At 37.7% G+C, this 18,695-nt stretch carries 13 protein-coding genes; 2 read left to right on the top strand and 11 right to left on the bottom strand.

Features of this window, described 5'->3' with window-relative positions; translation table 11 throughout:
• Positions 1 to 89 precede the first annotated feature (89 nt).
• From MKX57_RS11525 to MKX57_RS11510, 4 genes are all read right to left on the bottom strand, one after another.
• Positions 90 to 2,915: a 2-oxoglutarate dehydrogenase E1 component gene (locus MKX57_RS11525; protein WP_036148259.1), complete on the bottom strand. Its 2,826-nt coding sequence runs from the start codon at positions 2,913 to 2,915 to the stop codon at positions 90 to 92.
• A 232-nt stretch (positions 2,916 to 3,147) separates the two neighbouring features.
• Entirely contained in the window at positions 3,148 to 4,533 is a 1,386-nt protein-coding gene (locus tag MKX57_RS11520; protein ID WP_008181236.1) for a HAMP domain-containing histidine kinase, read from the bottom strand.
• The gene (locus MKX57_RS11515) at positions 4,530 to 5,207 is read right to left on the bottom strand and encodes a response regulator transcription factor (protein ID WP_043990791.1); all 678 of its coding nucleotides are present in this window, start codon (positions 5,205 to 5,207) and stop codon (positions 4,530 to 4,532) included. The genes MKX57_RS11520 and MKX57_RS11515 overlap by 4 nt, the downstream gene beginning before the upstream one ends.
• A gap of 113 nt (positions 5,208 to 5,320) precedes the next feature.
• Positions 5,321 to 7,348, bottom strand: a complete 2,028-nt coding sequence (locus tag MKX57_RS11510) for a diguanylate cyclase (RefSeq protein ID WP_089984383.1) — start codon at positions 7,346 to 7,348, stop codon at positions 5,321 to 5,323.
• A gap of 540 nt (positions 7,349 to 7,888) precedes the next feature.
• Here MKX57_RS11510 and MKX57_RS11505 point away from each other — a divergent pair.
• Entirely contained in the window at positions 7,889 to 8,437 is a 549-nt protein-coding gene (locus MKX57_RS11505) for a GNAT family protein (RefSeq protein WP_025115397.1), read from the top strand.
• A 70-nt stretch (positions 8,438 to 8,507) separates the two neighbouring features.
• Here MKX57_RS11505 and MKX57_RS11500 read toward each other — a convergent pair whose 3' ends face one another.
• Complete coding sequence (locus MKX57_RS11500) at positions 8,508 to 9,584, bottom strand: undecaprenyldiphospho-muramoylpentapeptide beta-N-acetylglucosaminyltransferase (protein WP_089984387.1); 1,077 nt, start codon at positions 9,582 to 9,584, stop codon at positions 8,508 to 8,510.
• 170 nt (positions 9,585 to 9,754) lie between these two features.
• On the opposite strand from MKX57_RS11500, the gene MKX57_RS11495 reads away from it, so the two are divergent.
• Positions 9,755 to 11,104, top strand: coding sequence for an MATE family efflux transporter (locus MKX57_RS11495; protein WP_342551097.1), 1,350 nt, complete (start codon positions 9,755 to 9,757; stop codon positions 11,102 to 11,104).
• A gap of 41 nt (positions 11,105 to 11,145) precedes the next feature.
• Here MKX57_RS11495 and MKX57_RS11490 read toward each other — a convergent pair whose 3' ends face one another.
• The 6 genes from MKX57_RS11490 to MKX57_RS11465 all read right to left on the bottom strand — a co-directional run bounded on the left by MKX57_RS11490 (position 11,146) and on the right by MKX57_RS11465 (position 18,509).
• Complete coding sequence (locus tag MKX57_RS11490; protein WP_043990818.1) at positions 11,146 to 12,222, bottom strand: Ger(x)C family spore germination protein; 1,077 nt, start codon at positions 12,220 to 12,222, stop codon at positions 11,146 to 11,148.
• Positions 12,212 to 13,240 carry a GerAB/ArcD/ProY family transporter gene (locus MKX57_RS11485; RefSeq protein ID WP_342551096.1) on the bottom strand — a complete coding sequence of 343 codons (1,029 nt, stop codon included), beginning with the start codon at positions 13,238 to 13,240 and terminating at the stop codon, positions 12,212 to 12,214. Before MKX57_RS11485 ends, MKX57_RS11490 begins: the two co-directional genes overlap by 11 nt.
• Positions 13,237 to 14,670: a spore germination protein gene (locus MKX57_RS11480; protein ID WP_089984397.1), complete on the bottom strand. Its 1,434-nt coding sequence runs from the start codon at positions 14,668 to 14,670 to the stop codon at positions 13,237 to 13,239. The genes MKX57_RS11485 and MKX57_RS11480 overlap by 4 nt, the downstream gene beginning before the upstream one ends.
• A 221-nt stretch (positions 14,671 to 14,891) precedes the next feature.
• Complete coding sequence (locus tag MKX57_RS11475) at positions 14,892 to 15,578, bottom strand: CAP domain-containing protein (protein ID WP_008181638.1); 687 nt, start codon at positions 15,576 to 15,578, stop codon at positions 14,892 to 14,894.
• A 447-nt stretch (positions 15,579 to 16,025) separates the two neighbouring features.
• Complete coding sequence (locus MKX57_RS11470; protein ID WP_089984400.1) at positions 16,026 to 16,925, bottom strand: CobW family GTP-binding protein; 900 nt, start codon at positions 16,923 to 16,925, stop codon at positions 16,026 to 16,028.
• A 69-nt stretch (positions 16,926 to 16,994) separates the two neighbouring features.
• Positions 16,995 to 18,509: a S41 family peptidase gene (locus tag MKX57_RS11465; protein WP_008181642.1), complete on the bottom strand. Its 1,515-nt coding sequence runs from the start codon at positions 18,507 to 18,509 to the stop codon at positions 16,995 to 16,997.
• Between the last annotated feature and the right edge of the window lie 186 nt (positions 18,510 to 18,695).

Below are 18,695 nucleotides of genomic sequence, written 5' to 3'. Positions count from 1 at the left end.
TCATTTCCTCCTTTGATTAACGTGCATGACGCACATAAAAGGGCTACTGCTTATGGGCAAGTAGCCCAGCTATCAATATTTATATGTTATTATTTAACCTTTACTGGCTCAGCAACTGCTTCTTCAATAAGTGATGATTGAGCTGCTTTATGAGAATCTGCATCCCCTTCAGAAGTTGAGCTCATTGCAGGACGACCTACATAGCGAAGCTTTTTACCTTCTGCAAGTTCATATAATGTTTCTAGTGCATAATTCCATGAGCCTTGGTTTTTAGGTTCTTCTTGTACCCATACGATTTCTTTTGCATTAGGATACTTAGCAATAATACCAGCAACTTGCTCTTTTGGGAATGGGTAAAGTTGTTCTACACGAACAATGTGTACGTGATCGAAACCTTCTCCATCTTTCACGCGATCTGCTAAATCGATCATCACTTTACCAGTACCTAATACGATACGCTCTACAGCTTCTGTTTTTGTACCTAAGCCAGGTTGTTCAATCACTTCTTGGAATGAACCATCTGCTAATTGCTCAGCATTAGCTGCTGCTAATGGGTGACGCAATAATGATTTTGGTGATACAACCACAAGTGGACGTACACCTTCAGTACCTAATAACGCTGCTTGACGGCGCAATAAGTGGTAGTAGTTACCTGCATTTGAACAGTTTGCTACAAACCAGTTATTTTCTGCTGACATTTGTAAATAACGTTCCATACGGCTTGAAGAGTGCTCTGGACCTTGGCCTTCATAACCATGTGGTAATAGAATCACCATGCCAGATTTTTGACCCCATTTAGAGCGTGCCCCTGAAATGAAGTTATCAAACATTACCTGTGCCATATTCGCGAAGTCACCAAATTGTGCTTCCCAAACTGTTAATACATGGCCGTTTTCTAAGTTATAACCATATTCAAAGCCAACTACCCCTGCTTCAGTCAGTGGTGAGTTGTGCACTGAAAAGGATGCACTTGCACCAGAAATATGATGAAGTGGTGTAAAGACATTACCATTGTTTTTATCGTGAAGCACTAAGTGACGTTGTGAGAAAGTACCACGTTGTGCGTCTTGACCTGTGAAACGTACTGGTGTGCCATCTTGGATAATAGTTGCATAAGCTAAAGTTTCCGCATGACCCCAGTCGATTTTCGCAGATGCAAATGCATCACGACGTTTTTCTAAAATTTTGCCAAGCTTTTTCTGTGGCTCGAAGTTTTCTTCAAACACTAGAAGCTCTTCGTTAATTTTACCTAAACGTTCTGCCCCAACTGCTGTATCAATTTGTGGGAATTCAATTTTTAATTCTTCTGGCATTTCTAATTGATGATGCTCATCTTTTGAAGCCATTTCTTTTACATGATCATAAGCCGCTTGCATTTCTGCATAAATAGCTGTATCTAATGCAGCTACATCTTCAGTTGATACAAGACCTTCTGTTACAAGTGCTGCACCATATAGTGAACGTACAGTTTCGTGTTTAGATACTAATTTATAAGTTTCTGGGTTTGTAACCGTTGGATCATCAGTTTCGTTATGACCATGACGGCGGTAACCAACTAAATCAACGACAATATCTTTACCGAATTTTTGGCGGTAGTTAGCTGCAAAGCGACCAACTTGTGCCACTGCTTCTGGGCTATCTGCATTCACATGTACTACTGGTACTTCATACCCTTTTGCTGGGTCAGAAGAGTAAACAGAAGAACGAGAATCATATTGTTCAGTCGTGAAACCGATCATATTGTTCGCGATAATGTGAATAGTACCACCTGTTGTAAATCCTTCAGTTTTAGCGAAGTTTAATACTTCAGTTACGATACCTTGACCTGGGAATGCTGCATCACCATGCACAAGAATTCCTAAGCCTTTTGTGCGATCATGAATCGCTTGACCTGGTTTTGAAGTGTCATCTTGCGTTGCACGTGTAGCACCTAGAACTACTGGATTGCCTACTTCTAAGTGTGATGGGTTGTATGCAAGCTTTACATTCATACCTGAATCACGGTTATAAGAAGCACCCATATGGTATTTCACATCACCTGTCCACCCTTTTGTAATTTCAAGGCGACCATTTTCTGGCATAAATAAATCATTTGATACATGTGCAAAGTCAGAGAACATCATGTCATAAGGTTTATTTAAAATATGTGTTAAAACATTTAAGCGACCACGGTGTGCCATACCAATACGTACTTTTTCAACACTTAGCGCTTCTGCAGTTTTAATGATTTCATCAAATAGTACAATTTGCGTATCTAAGCCCTCACCAGAGAAACGCTTTTGTCCTACAAATGTTTTATGGATAAATTTCTCGAAATTTTCAACACGCGTTAAACGATCTAATAAGGCTTTCTTTTCATCAGAAGAAAGTGCTTGTTGGAAAGAGCCAGATTCAATTTGTGCTTGAATCCAATTACGTTCTTCTGTAGCTACTACATGTTCATATTCAAACGCTACTTTATTTGTATAAATAGCTTTTAAATAGTCAATTGCATCCTTACCATTTTTCACGTTTGCTGGCACATCTTTGAAGAAGATTGCTGCAGGAATTTCAGCTAAATCTGCAGCGCTTAAGTTGAACGCGCTTTCTTCAATTTGAGCTGTTTGTAGTTCACGGTTTTTCAGAGGATAAATATCTGCTGCTAAATGACCGCGTGAACGGATTGCATCGGCTAATTTCACAGCGGCTAACACTTTTTTGTAATCGCCAGCAGGAGCCGCTGCTGTATGACTAGCTACAGCTACTTCACCTTCTACTACTACTGGTGCACCAAATTGTTGGAATAAAGAAACTAACTCCGGTTCTACTTCTTCAGGAGACTGTAAGAATAAGTCGTATTGCTCCATCACATATCCTAAGTTAGGACCAGAGAAAGCTGACCATGGAGAACTTACAGTTGTAACGTTGTTCGACATGAAAAATGACCTCCAAATTTTGCCTTTCGGCAGTTCCATTAATTAAATTGCAATTAATTATATAATATTTAGCCGTTCTTTAAAAGAATGTTTTACACTACTTTTCCATATTTTAAAGAACGTTTTTTCCATCTCAATCTTACTACTCTTCACAAAAAATACAACTCTTTTTAGCAAATTAAGCAATTTTTTTCGCAAAGGATAGAATAATGAAATAAAGCGTGCATTTTTCTTAATATTTTAGCGGGATCTTTAATGAGAAAACGGTTCCAATATTAACCTCACTCTTGACTTCTACCGTCGCATTATATTTTTCAAGCAACATCTTCGAAATACTTAATCCTAAGCCAGTTCCACCAATTTGACGGTTTCTTGCCTCATCCACTCGATAAAAACGATCAAAGATAAAAGGAATATTGTCTTTTGCTATTCCTATACCATTATCAGCAATTTCTAAACATGCATAATTTCCAGCAACTGAAATAGAAATTTGTATCTTAGGAATTTTTTCACAATAACGAATTGCATTTTCTATTATATTACGAATGATTTGACTTAGTGCATTTTCAGTTATAAATAAAGGACCCATTTCATCATTTTTCGACAGCAAAATTCGCGCTTTTGGGTGTACAAGCCTCATTTCATCGATAACAGCCTCAATCACCGATTGTGCATTTGCCTCACTCATCTCATCTTTTTCCTCACGTCTTGCAAGCTCTAATAACTCCTCAATCATTTTACGCATGCGAGCGATTTCTGTTAAGGAAGTATCGATTGACTCCTCTAAAATAGCTGGATCATTTTTGCCCCATCTTTTTAGCAGAGAAAGATGGCCTTCGATAGCTTGGATTGGCGTACGAAGCTCATGAGAAGCATCAGCGACAAATTGTTGCTGCTGTGTAAAAGAAATTTGCAGCTCATTCATCATGGCATTGTACATTTTCAACAAATCACCAATCTCATCGTGTGATGTGTAGGTTAGCTGTATAGGCTCATTAAAGCCTTGATCCATCACCATTTTCATGGAAGCACGTAATTCACGCAATGGCTTCATTAAATAATTGGCTAGATAATACCCAATAGAGCCTGATAACACCAATGCCCCAAGACCTGCGATGAGCATAGCTGTTAATAAATAATGCATAAGCGATTGAAAACCGTTGAGCGGATGGACAACTTGGACATACCCTTGAAAAAAGCCTAGTCGTATTGGTTCATTCATGACCAGTACATCCTGCTTATCAATGGTCGTCTCAAAAATCTCCTGCATGGAGTTAAGAGGTGCAGCAGCTGAAGTATTATTGATACGCAAAATATCCACGCCGTCCGCATTAAACATTCTAACAGTTTCATCTCGATCGACAATCGATTTGAGCAAACCAGTATTTTGTTGAATTTGTTGAATCGTAATATCCGGTCCCTGTGATTGTAAAAATGAAATAATATCCCTGCTAGTCCGTTCAACCTTGCTTTCCTCATCATTTAAAAGCCATGTATGGAGAGAAATATAAACAACCACGCAAATAATCGTATAGCTTAAAAAAATCACACTACTCGATGTGAGCATCCATTTTTTCTGTAAAGATTGACGACGGAGATACATCAGTAACTTGTTCATTCCCGCATCACATACCCAACCCCTCGAACCGTTTCAATATAGGCATTCGTATCACCTGGGAGCTTCGTCCGTAAATGACGTATATACACATCTACCACATTGGTCTCTATATCTGTATCGTAGCCCCATACAGATGTTAGAATATGCTCGCGTGTACAAACTCTATTTTTGTGTTCGATTAATAGTTTCAGTAAATCATATTCTGTCTTTGTAAGGTCAAGTTTATTCCCTTGCACGAAAACTTCATAGGCTGCGATATCTATCTCAATATCACGTAAACTCAAAAATTCACTATTTGCTGGCTCTTGTGTTGTTGCACGACGTAAAATCGTTCGAATTCTTGCTAATAGTTCTTCGATCGCAAATGGCTTGACGATGTAGTCATCTGCTCCAGCATCAAGGCCAGCTACACGATCCATAACAGCGTCTCTTGCCGTTATTAAAATAATAGGTACTTGAGATTGTGTCCTAACTCGCCGACAAATTTCAATACCATTGATGCCCGGTAGCATCACGTCAAGTAATAGCACATCAAATGCTTCAATTGTTGCTAAAGATAGCCCCTCACGCCCTTCAAAGGCAACCGTCACGTCATAGCCTTCATGCTGTAGCTCTAGCTCAACAAAACGTGCAATATGCTTTTCATCTTCCACTACTAATATTTTCTTAGGCACATAATCACCTTCTATTCCGAAATAACGATGCAGGATTTTTATCCCTATACTGTTATAGCATAACATCAAATAAAAAGTCTGTCTCACAAGGAATAACTTGTGGACAGACTTTTTTAATGAGCTTCCGAAATAAAGAGATTATTTTTCCCAGCTTCTTTTGATTTATATAAAGCTTGATCAGCCAAATCCATTAATTCATCCAATGTTTGGGCATGATCTGGATAGTAGGAAATTCCTATTGAAGCAGTTGGTGTGAACTGATGATCCTCAATCATCCAGCCCGCTGCTAATTCATCACGAATGCGACGAATAATATGCATAATTTGACTATGCCTTTTATCAATTTCCCTTGTTAAACCTGTTAGGATGACGAGAAACTCGTCGCCTCCAATTCGAATAACGATATCATGACTTCGAACGGTTTTGCTCAAAGCGTGACCAAAGCTCTGAATAAACGCATCTCCTGTATCATGGCCAAAGCGATCATTGACAGCTTTAAAATCATCACCATCCAAATAAAGCATCGCTACACTTGCATTGTTTTCGTCGGCCTCTGCCAATATTGTCGGAAACTCATTTTGTAAATAACGGCGATTGGGCAGTTGTGTTAAAGAATCATGATAGGCAAGATAAAGCAAATCATTTTCCCTCTCTTTACGATGGGTAATTTCACGGGACACCATCATAATTTGAGAAACTTTTTCTCGATCAGGATCATGGACCACCGTGACATTCCCTTCTGTCCAAATAGGTGTGCCGTCCTTTGCCTTCAGCAAAAGTTCGAACTGGGTATCTGTTTGACCAGTAAAGTTATTTAAAAATGTTTGCCATTCATGCTGGCTTTCTGTATCAATAATGGCACTGTAAAACTGACCTTGTAGCTCCCCATTTTCATAGCCTAAATATATTTCATAGGATGGTGACGTATAAATAATGATTCCATCCTCATTCGTAATAACAATTAAATCATTCGTATTTTCCGTAATGAGACGGAAAGTACGTTCAATATTTTTTAATTCTGTGAACATTCTTTTCTTGTCTGTAATATCATAGTTAATGGTTAAAATTTGTTCAATCTGACCAAATTCATTTTTTAATGGAACAATGGTTGCCTCCACCCAATAATCAGCATGATATTTTGTGCGATAGCACAGCTCTCCCCGCCAGATCTCTCCACTAGCAAGTTTGTCATTGATTAATTGTAAAAAATTTTGTGTTTGGTACCGAGGCTTAAGTAGTGCATAAGACTGCCCAATTAATTCCTCTTCCGTGTAACCTGAGGCTTGTAAAAACATCTCACTCACTTCTGAAATATGGCCTGCACTATCTAAAATAGCTATGGCCGTAGCTGAATTTAATGCCGATTTAAACACTTCAAAGCCATGAGATTTCGACCGTAGTTCGGCCTTTTGCAAGGTGAACTGTGTGAAATCCTGCATAATAAGAAAGATTGCAAAGGAATTGTCCTCCTGCATGACAGGCGATAGTGACAGTAAATACATGCGTTCTTGCTGGTCCAACGTAAGCAATTTCACAAACTTTTCATTCACGTTTTCTCCACTAGCCGCTTGTTGTAAATACAATTTAATTTGCTGCACTTCTTCTTTTGGAACAATCGGTAAATCAATAAACATTTTTTGTTTGACGGCTTCATTATCTAATTGAAAATCTTTCATAAAGCTTGAATTCACTTCATAAATCATACCTTCAGCTGATAATACAACGGTCGAAAAAAAGGCATGGTCGAACATGGACCGCATAAACAAAAATTTATCTTCAATACTACGATCATAGTGAATTTCCTTGGTAATTGCTAAAACATAGTCTTCTTGGTTATAGTGCAATGGGCGTACAGTTGTTTCATATTTACGAACCTCCGACTGCACATATGCATAATCTACATAGTCAACCTGTATATGTTCTGCAATTGCATGATGATAGTTTTTCTGAATGATCGAAAAATTTCGATTTGAGGTAACTGCGGAAAGCATTTTTCCAATTACATCGATCGATAACAGTTCTCGAGCTGCATAGTTTAAGCGAATATATTGAAAATCTTCCTCTACTTTTTTCATAAGAAAAACAAAATCATTGCCAATAAATAATTCATTAAAAAAATCTTCGCTTAAAAGATACTCCATACTGTCACCTCCAGAAAAGGCCATTGCCATCATAATAAAAAACTATGTATATGCTTAATTATACGTAAAAACTAATTCTATTATTATAACATAAAAATAAAAAATTACCTTTCTAGAATTAGATAAATTATATCCTTTTAAGGATATTTTTGATAATTTAGCTATTTAAACATAAAAATATACTACTAAAGTTTCATACAATCGATTAATAATAGATAAAAGTGATATGATTTACTTAATTTTAAATATGTAAAATAAATTGAATATTTCTATTCATTTATCAGAATTTACTGACTATTAAACTAAAAATTTTGTTTTTTACGAGCAAAATGATTGCATGAAACAGCTAGCATGTTATATTATATTTAAAAAACTAGTCTTTTTTCGGTATGGTCGAAATCAGTAAGACAGCGGGAGATTATGGAATATCATAGTTATAACGTCTAGTTCTTTGGGTTTTAATTCCAGTACGAATTTTAGTTTTCTTCTTTATGCTTCAACGGAATTGTTTTAACTACCCTAGTAAAGGAGGCGTTTCGTATGCTTAAACATCGAGACCTGCATGAATGTACAGAGCTTTATGAACTATTATCACACCCTTCTGTATTCCCTTTTGTCCGTCAGAAAGCCACATCCGCTGATGAATACTGGTTTATGACAAAGCAACTGATCGAAGAGGAAGCGAGAGGACTCGCTATCTCGAGGACCATCACTGATGACTGGGGTCAACCAATCGGCACCATTAGTATACACGATGTTGAGGACGGTGCAGGTTTTTTAGGAACGTGGATTGGACTCCCTTACCAAGGAAAAGGCTACAATCAAAAGGCAAAAATGCTTTTTTTGAATGAGTTATTTTTTGATTATAATTTCCATACGGTATTCCTCCGTATTCGTGTTGAAAATATAAAATCACAGCGTGCTGCGTTAAAATTACCCTATATAGTGAGCGCTAATGAAAGTCATCCAACTTTGTTAGCTCAAGTAAATAGTGGTATGGCACAATTTGATCTATTTAAAATTCCAAAAGATTTATTCTACTTAACAACTGCTTATGAAATGCAAGAAGGCGAAGAACAAGCAATGTAAGCCTATTAAAATAAGAGAAGCTATGAGGTGCTGTCATCATCGATATCCCTCATAGCTTTTTTAATGACTTTTATTTTTGATAGTTCAAAATTAATGACGCCATCTCGTCAGGCGTTTTTGGTTTTTGAGTTTTGGACATCGTTTCAACCATTTCCTCTTTACGCCCTGTTAGTGTATAAACAGACTTCATAAAGGATTCCTTTGTTAAAGCTTCTTCCTGTAACACTTCTGCATAGCCCTGCTTTTTAAATAAATTGGCATTTAATATTTGATCACCACGGCTTTTTTGGGCAGATAAAGGCACCAAAAGCATTGGTTTATGAAGTGCTAAAAACTCAAAAATAGAGTTTGATCCCGCTCGAGACACAATGAAGTCTGCTGCATGCATTAAATCAGGCAGCTCCGTCGTCACATATTCAAATTGTTTGTAGCCGGACAATGATTCTAACGACTCATCATAGTTTCCTTTTCCACATAAATGAATCACGTAAAACTGTTTTAACAGCTCTGGTAAATTTTTTCGAAGGGCATCATTCAGAACAACTGAGCCTAAGCTACCACCCATGACAAGTAAAACAGGCTTTAATGTTGTAAAGCCACAGTATGCTAATCCTTTTGCTCTTTCCCCTTTCAACAACTCAGGACGAATGATGGAACCTGTACAAGTTGCTTTGTCACTTGGTAAATGCTTCAGTGTTTCTTCAAAAATGGTAAACACATGAGAGGCAAAAGGTAAAGCTATTTTATTGGCAAGCCCAGGTGTCACATCTGATTCATGGATTACGACTGGAACACCCGCCAGCTTGGCTGCCATGACAACAGGGACAGAAACAAAGCCCCCTTTTGAAAATACGACTTGCGGCTTTACTTTTTTGATAATACGAAAAGCCTGCATCATTCCAGCAAGCACCTTAAATGGATCTGTAAAATTTTTCATCGAAAAGTAACGACGCAATTTACCACTTGCAATGCCATAAAACGGCACATTAGGGAACGTCTCACCAATTAATTCTTTTTCAATACCTTGTTCTGAGCCAATATAGTGGACATCATAACCTAGTTCAAGTAAAGACGGGAGTATCGCTTGGTTTAACGATACATGGCCAGCTGTCCCACCACCGGTTAAAATGATTGTTTGTTGTTTCACATGAATTCTCCTATTCCTTAAAAAACATTGTAGGTAGACTACTTTTTGTGTACAGTGTTCTATTTTACTATATGCCGACGAAAAGATATAGATGAAGCAATAAATTTTCAGCTTTTCTCTCTTTACATATGCTATACTTGTTCATTATGTTAATGAAGGAAGTATCATACATGTATCAAACATCCACTTTGAAAGAAAAATACGCACTACTTTTAAAAATGATCATCCCTATTTTAGTAACCCAAGTAGCTATCTACCTCGTTTCTTTTTTTGATGTGTTAATGTCAAGTCGCTATGGGACGGCGGATTTAGCAGGCGTATCGATTGGTTCCTCCATCTGGATGCCTATTTATACTGGACTATCGGGCATTCTCCTAGCCATTACACCGATTGTCTCCCAGCTTGTAGGGGCAAAAAAGGAAATGGATGCTAAAAAGGCTGTTCAGCAAGGCATTTATGTAGCCATTACACTGTCCGTCATTATTTTCATTGGACTTTTCTTTGGCATCGATTGGATACTTAGCAAGATGAGCTTAGAAACATCTGTACATAATATAGCAAAGGGCTACATCTATGCGATGTGCGCTGGTCTTTTGCCACTATTTTTATTTTTTGTTATGCGTTGTTTCATTGATGCACTAGGACAAACACGTGTCACAATGATCATTACCTTAATGACAACACCGATAAATATCGTATTAAATTACAGCTTTATTTTCGGAAAATTCGGATCACCTGAGCTTGGTGGGATTGGAGCAGGCGTAGCCACAGCCATTACTTACTGGCTGATTTTCTTCATTACAGCTTGGATTATCGCAAAACGAGTGCCTTTCGAACGCTTCCGGATGTTTCACAATTGGCGCAAGCCTTCATGGCTACAATGGAAGGAAATTTTGCTAATTGGTGTACCGATAGGCATTTCACTCTTCGCAGAAACAAGTATCTTTTCGGCCGTCACCATGATGATGAGTAATTTTAGCACAACCATCATCGCAGCCCATCAGATTGCGATTAATTTCACTTCCCTCCTTTATATGGTACCCCTAAGTATTTCAATGGGTGTCACGATATTAGTAGGCTTTGAGATTGGTGCCGGTCGCATGAGGGATGCACGTACGTATAGTTATCTTTGTGTTGGTACTGCCATTGTCTTTAGCTTTATTTCTGCTTGTATACTCTTTATTTTGCGTGAACCTGTTGCGCATATGTATACGACAGATAGCAACGTAATTGAATATGCTGTGCAATTTTTAGTATTTGCCGCTATTTTTCAGCTATCTGATTCTATCCAAGCCCCTGTGCAAGGAGCTTTAAGAGGCTATAAAGATGTGATGATAACATTTATTATGGCTATTATTTCTTACTGGGTAATTGGTTTACCAGTTGGTTATTTGCTTGCGACCCATACAGATTTAGGGCCTTTTGGCTATTGGATCGGACTCGTCGCAGGATTGACTACTGGCGCTGCTACGCTATTGATTCGCTTGCTACTTGTTCAAAAAAGAGTGACTGTTGCATAATAAAAATCGCCTTTTCCATTGTTCTAGGAAAGGCGATTTTTTTAACGTAAAACTCCTGTTCGAATGATTTTTACTTCCACTTTCGGTTTGAGTAATAAAGAGGAGAATTCGGTATGCCAATCTTCCTTAAACATGTTTGGATGATACGCCCGAATATGACGACCAATCCCTAATGTATCAGACTTTTGATTTTGAAGAATCCGCAAGACTTCCTCAAACTCAGCTTGCATGTTTTCCTCTATCATTTGTTGTACGTCTTGAAAAATTTCATCCTTATATAAATGATCGTGCGGAAATTCTTCAACCTCCACATCAATGGTATAACTCATATCTATTGTTCGTAATTCCTCATTGACAGTCCATTTACGCTTCACCTTTAACACATCAACTGTAATTGGATTGACCTTCCCATCATTTTGCCACAGATAGCTCATTCGTGCTGCTTTACTTTTTTTATTCATTAATAGCAGCATCGTTAAGGATTGGGATGGTGTTAAGACAGTGCCGGTAAAGCTTCGTCCCGAAAATATAGCTAAGCCCCCTGCCACCGCATGCTTTTTATCTTCATTAAGTTGAAAATAAGGCAGAGCAATATCAATGGTCTGATCCAAAAGCATAGAACCCACTACTTGCAAATCGATCTTTGGAAAATAGGTATTATCCTCTGAACTTTCGATAAATCGCTGATAATAGCTCCCCGCGCTACCGGCAAGATCTTTTGTCAAATCTACAAACGGTTTAACATCACCATCAGTAAGCGCGATTTTGATAGATATAGGATTTTGAGGGTCCCGAAAATATATATCCAATAGTTCAAAGATTGACTCCCTCGCCGTACGATCGGAAATCAGAATTGTTGATAGCTCCGATAAATCAAGTGTTTGCTCCACTTTTAAATTGGCATTTGTCCGCACTTCACGAGGTGATAACCCTTCAGCCTCGATAATTTCCGTTACTTGAGTCATTGAAGTTGGATAAGCATAATACCCTTTATACGTTCCAACATAACCTTCTATCCCAACAAGCGTCACAACGGAAGAGTTTTTATAAAGTCTTTCATCCCAGCAGCCAGCTAGCAGTAACATCGACAGGACCATTACAATTCCTTTACGAAACACTTTTTCCCCTCCATTTATTCCAACCAATTATGACTATAGGCAATAAAATAGTAAAGAAGATGAATACGTAGTGTAAAGAATTTTTGATAAACTCAATGCTTCGAAAATGTAAGACAAAAAGCGGTAGAATGGCTAGGAAAAGATGATACACAATAATACTTCTTCTCGGATGCTTCTTTTGTTTCATAAAATGAAGCACTCTGAAAGATAGCCCATAAATCATAATAGTAACAATCGACCAGGAAAGCCAAATATAGACGAAAAAAATATCAAGTCGCTTCACAAATGTGACTTCCTGTGATTTTAAAATATACATAATGGGTTCTGGTATGAGATTAATTTCATCCAAAGAGAAAAACATTTGCGTAAAAAGTACCGAGATAAAGTAAAAGACGAATATGACTAGTTGATAGGTCAATAAGGGTCTTCCCTTTACTTGTAAATCTTTTTGTAAAAATGGGCGATAAATAAGGTACATTTCAATACCAAAATAAGCATAGATACTATGAATCAGGCCAGCTACTATTTGTTTTGTATGATTCCATTCAATCGGAAAAAGATTACTCCACGTTAAACCGGGTATGGTTAGCATGAGAAAAATCACAAATAGAAAAATAAGGGGAATGAGTAATACACCAATATTGATGACCGTTTCTGGTCTACTTAGGTTGGCATATAACGAAAGGCCTACTATAATGACAACAACAATCCACTCGGGCGTTTGTGGTAGCACCCACGATGCCAAAACATAGCTCATATAGGCAATAAAGACAACGGTCACTAGTAGCCAATAGATTTGATACACCCAACGAAAGAAACCATTTAAATAGAAATACGAGTAATACCGTTCAAAAAATAGGAGTAGGCCATAATGTATGACACTTGCTATAATAAAAATGAACCATGAGCTATTTCTACTGGAAATAATTAAAGGAGTTTGAAAGGCGATGTAGACAACACCCGTTTGAAAAATAAATAATAGTAAAAAGAACTGCGCCTTTGTCAGGGAAACATTCATGGTGTATCCTCGTTTTTCGTTTGCTCATCTTTTGGTGGTTGAAACGATGTAACTTGCACGGTCGGTTTAATAAACGGCCAGCGTAGAAAAATTTTAAGCACTGCCTTCGGTTGAAAAGGAATGATAGGTGAAAAATAAGGCTGTTTTAAAGACGTTAAATTAATTAAATGAATGAGTAAAATGACAACTCCTACGACAATCCCTAAAAAACCAAACAAAGAGGCTAGTACCATAAACGGAAAACGGATCATGCGAATAGTACTATTTATCTCGACTGACGGGACAACATAGCTGGAAATAGCCGTTAATGCAACAACAATGACCATTAAATTAGAAACTAATCCCGCACTGACGATGGCATCCCCTATGACTAATCCCCCTACGATTCCAATTGTCTGCCCTACAGATTGTGGTAATCGAATGCTAGACTCTCGAATCAATTCCATAATAATCTCTAGAATCAATGCTTCAATTAGCGGTCGATAAGGAATATCATTTACGTCATTTTTCACTTGATTACTTAATTCCAATGGTAGCACTTCAAAATGAAAGCTTATAATGGCAATATAAAAGGCTGGTAAAAAAACGGCAGTTAAAAACGACAGAAGTCGAACAATTTTATAAAAAGAACCGACTACAACTCGACCATTATAATCATCTGGCGTCTGATAGAATGAAAAAAAAGTGACAGGAGCAATAAATGCGGTCGGTGAAATATCCGTCATGACCACAACCTTACCCTCCACTAAATTGGCTACTACACGATCTGGATGCTCGGTATTTAACAATTGCGGAAATGGAGATAACACAGAATCCTCTAGCGCATCACTTAATTGACCAGAGCTATAAAAATAATCAATTTGAAGAGCAGCAATCCGCTTCTCTATCTCTTGTAATGTCTCTGGCTTTATAACCCCATCCATATAAAGATAATACGCCTTTGATTTCGTTTGTTGGCCAATCGAAAATGATTTCACGACCAATGCAGGATTATTAATACGTCTACGTATTAACGCTAAATTGGTATCCACACGCTCAATTAGACCTTCATGAGAGCCACGTAAAATACTTTCGCTACTCGGTTCTTCGAGGTTACGTCGAACTTCATTCACTATAGTAAGCGCCAGCATTTTTCCTGTATCAGGCAATATAACGATGGTTTCTCCCTGACAAACTCGCTCTATCGCAAGGGGTAATGAAAAATTTTCTAATGTCGTAATTAATGTTTCACTCCAAAAAGGCTTTGCTGTATCTAAACGTGCATAAATTGTATCTAAAACTTTTTGAACTTCCTTAGCATCTACAAGAGAAGCGTAAAAGCATAAAATAGCTGTATTGCCTTCATGCCAATCTACCTGTCTGACTGTCAAATCAGAGGAATGGTAGAATGCTTTTTGCAGGCTTTTCATCATATATTCCACTCTATCCATAAAACGCCTCCTCTACTGGAGAGTATAAGCATTTTTCTCTTATTTCAAACAAATTTATAACGGATTCATCTCCATAAAAAGATGCCCAGACGGATTTTAACTAGGCATCTTTTTAATATTTATTTTTGGCTCTACCTGTACTTCCCACTTCTACATTCATTCAATAAAAAAATGCCCTATAAGCCTAGTAGACTTATAAGACATTTTCGTAAACAAGAATCTTATTTTGTAATAAATTGTTGTGTCCAGTAATTACCTGATTTCACGTAACCTACACCAATATGTGTAAATTTACCATTTAAAATGTTAGCACGGTGACCAGGTGAGTCCATCCACGCTTGTACTACTTCTTGTGGAGAACGTTGACCTTGTGCAATGTTTTCTCCTGCACTTTTATAGGCGATTCCTAAAGCTTTCATACGATCAAATGGTGAACCGAATGTTGGACTTGTATGTGAGAAATAGTTATTACTTTGCATATCTTGTGATTTTTCACGAGCTGCCGCCATTAATTTATCATCTGTTTGTAATGGAGATAAACCAGCCTTTGTACGTTCAGCGTTTGTTAATTTTACTACCTCTTGTTCAAATGCATTCACATCTGAAGTTGTTGTTGAAGGTGTAGAGCTAGTTGGTGGTGTTGCTGGCTTTTCGTTTTGTGATGATTGATTATTGTTTGGCGTAGTTGCCGTATTGTTATTATTTGTTGTAGGCGTCTCTTTAGATGGTGTAGATGCCTGCGGGAATTGAATATTCCATTTATGATTGTTAGACCATTTATAATAAACTTTACAGTTTGTTGTTTGCTTTACTGAATTCCCCTCTGTTGTATTTGTAGCAGCAGAAGCTATTTGAATTGGAGCTGCTAAAAGAAATGTTGCACAAATTGCAGTTAGTGTTTTTTTCATGTTTGCAATTCCTCCTTCTATGCCATTAATCGTAAAGGATAATTTTCATTAAATTCTTACCAGCATCTGCTAACTACGCCAATACGGCAATAAATACGCGAAAAATCGGGGTTTTTTTGCTATATTTCTTAGTAGGATTAACCAATCTATGAAATACTTACGTTTGAAAGTGGGTTGACACCCCTATAAATCTAGCAAATATTATCGTAAATTCACCATAAAAGTGAATCCAAAATGTATGCGTTATTCAATGATTCAGTTACTCTAATGATCCTGATTGAAAGCCGCCAGAATTGTGATATCACTAGTTCTAGTGGCTCTTCTCACTATTTATATTACAAATATATTACAGACACGTTACATTCTCTTTACATAAAAATAAAAAAACCTGCGTAATCCACACATTGTCTAAATTGTGCAATAATCCACAGGTTTACATTTTCTTTATTAAATGCCAATAACAGGAAGAGTTCCTACGTTTTCACCAATAATAACAAGTTTCGCTGGCATTTTTATATATTCCGGTAGCCATTGAACCATGCCATATGCATATTGGAACAGCATTGGATTTTTAATGCCTTCTATCGGCACATACCCTTTCATTCGATAAATTGTTTCAGGTAATGCACGTACCCATTCTTCAAATTGCTCCTGGGTAAACTCCATATCCGTAAATTCTACTAAGCGCGAGCCAAGTTGCATAGAGGCTATCGGCGCTTTCACAATATCAGCTTTATCCATTTGTGTCGTTGCCTTTAAATTCTCTAATAATGACAGTGGTACTCGTCCATTCGTCGTTTGCAAAATAAAGGCATGGGGATTTAAGCTTTGTAGCTCATAGACTACTTGCGCTTGCTCTGCCTCTGTTAAAAGATCCGTTTTATTTGCTAATAATAAGTGTGCATGGCGAATTTGTTCCATAAATAGAGAACGTACTTGTGGTGTCAGCGTATCACGGTGAAGCCATAGCTTTGAATCAGCCACTGTTACAATGCCTTTGACATTAAGCTTATCAGCAAACAATGGTGAATATACCGCATCTAAAGCCTCGACCGGATGGGCAGCACCCGTTGTTTCAATAATTAATACATCAAAATCACTATCTAATAGAAGAGATTGAATTTGTGCCTCTGTTTTTTCAGCACCAGAACAGCAAATACAGCCTTCTAGCATCTCTTTGAGCGGAATATCCTTTTCCACGGCCTGTGAGTCAAATGGTAGCTTGCCCAGTTCATTCATAATAACCGCGGGCTTTAAATTTTTCTCCTTTAGTTGGCGAATCACATCTGTCAGCATCGATGTTTTGCCACTTCCTAAAAAGCCACTAAATAGATATACATCCTTCATTCTCTTCTTCCTCCTATAAAAAAAGCTGTCGCAGATGCCGTGAAGACGACTGTTGCGACAGTTGTAATGTTAGTTTGTAGTTTCCTCTGTCTTATCAGCTGTACCTAAAAGAAGCTCTTTCGCTTTTAACAACTGAGGATCATCAGCTTTCATTTTTGCACGTAAAGCATCCATTAATGCATACGTTGTGTTTCCTGTTAAAACACCTGTCTCTTCAAGATTATTCGCAGCTTGTAATTGTTCTACTGCATGCGCTGTATTGTCATCGAAAAGACCATCTATTTCACCAGGCTCGTACCCTAATACTTGGAGCATCTCCTCTGCCGCCTTCACAGAGTCTGATTGCATACCTGCCTTCATTTCTATAGAAGCATTCAAGTATGGTAATGAGGCATATGTTGGGTAAGCGACCTTGACATCAGGAGTAATCCCTTTTTCATTAATCCAGTTACCTTTCGGCGTTAACCATTTACCTGTAGTAAATTTCAGATTAGAGCCGTCTTTTAACGGAGTCACATTTTGAACTGTGCCTTTACCGAAGGATGTTTCACCGACAACCTTTGCACCAACAGATTCTTTTAAAGCACCAGCTAAAATCTCGGAGGCAGAAGCACTACCACCATCAACTAGAACTGTAATTGGTAGGTTATATTTTTTACCAGCAATCGCATTTGTGACTTCTGGTTCTGTATCCTTTTCTTGTACCTGTACAATGGCCTTGCCTTCTGGAACGAACAGATTAGAAATATCCACTGCAGCCTTTAAGTAGCCACCAGGATTTTGACGTAAATCTAAAACAATCCCCTTCATGCCTTTGCCTTCGTACTCCACGAGGATTTTTTCAAGCTCTTGGGCAGTTTGTTCACTAAACGATGTAATTTGAATATGAGCAATATTGCCATCAAGCATTTCACCATATACAGTTTCTACTGGGATTTCATCACGAACAATTGTCATTTGAATAGGCTCCGTATTGTCGCCACGTTTCACTGATAATTTCACAGGCGTTCCCTTTTCGCCGCGAATTAACGCTACTGCTTCTGTAGCACTGAAACCTTGAATGCTTTTCCCATCAACTGTTAAGATGATATCTTTTGGTAATAAGCCTGCCTTCTCAGCAGGGGAATTTTTAATCGGTGACACAACTGTAATATAACCATTACGTTCTTGAATTTCTGCACCAATTCCTTGGAAGCTTGAAGATAAACCAGAGTTAAATTGGTCTGCTTCTTCCTTCACCATAAAATCAGAGTACGGGTCTCCTAATGCGTCGAACATGCCATTAATAGCACCATCGACAACCTTTTCATCTTCAATATCTTTGTAATAGTTATTTTTCAGTAAATCAAATGCTTCATATAATTTCGTAAATTCCTCACGTTCTACAGGAACTTTCACTTCTACTACTTTCTTATCACCAAATGTTAACGCAAAAATCGTTAAACCGGCAGTAATAAGAATTGTAAAGAACATTAGCATGATGAATTTAAACGGTTTTAATTGTATAAATTGTCCTGCTGGCTTAATTTCAGCAGGTGTTGACTCTTGCTGCTGTTCCGTACTTTCATTTTTCTGTTCATCCATCTTGATTGTCACCACTCTCATATACACTAACTTGTTGTCACACTACTACCATCTTAACAGGTTATACAGAAGACGAAAAGAAAAAGACTGTCGAAATTTTATGACAGACCTTGTTTGTCTGATCCTGCTTCCAAGCATCTCGCATCCAAATGCTTATGGACCCATCATTCCCTATAGAAGCTTAAG

The organism is Lysinibacillus sp. FSL M8-0216, assembly GCF_038595555.1.
GTDB lineage: Bacteria > Bacillota > Bacilli > Bacillales_A > Planococcaceae > Lysinibacillus > Lysinibacillus fusiformis.
This window is presented reverse-complemented; position numbering and strand designations above follow the sequence as displayed.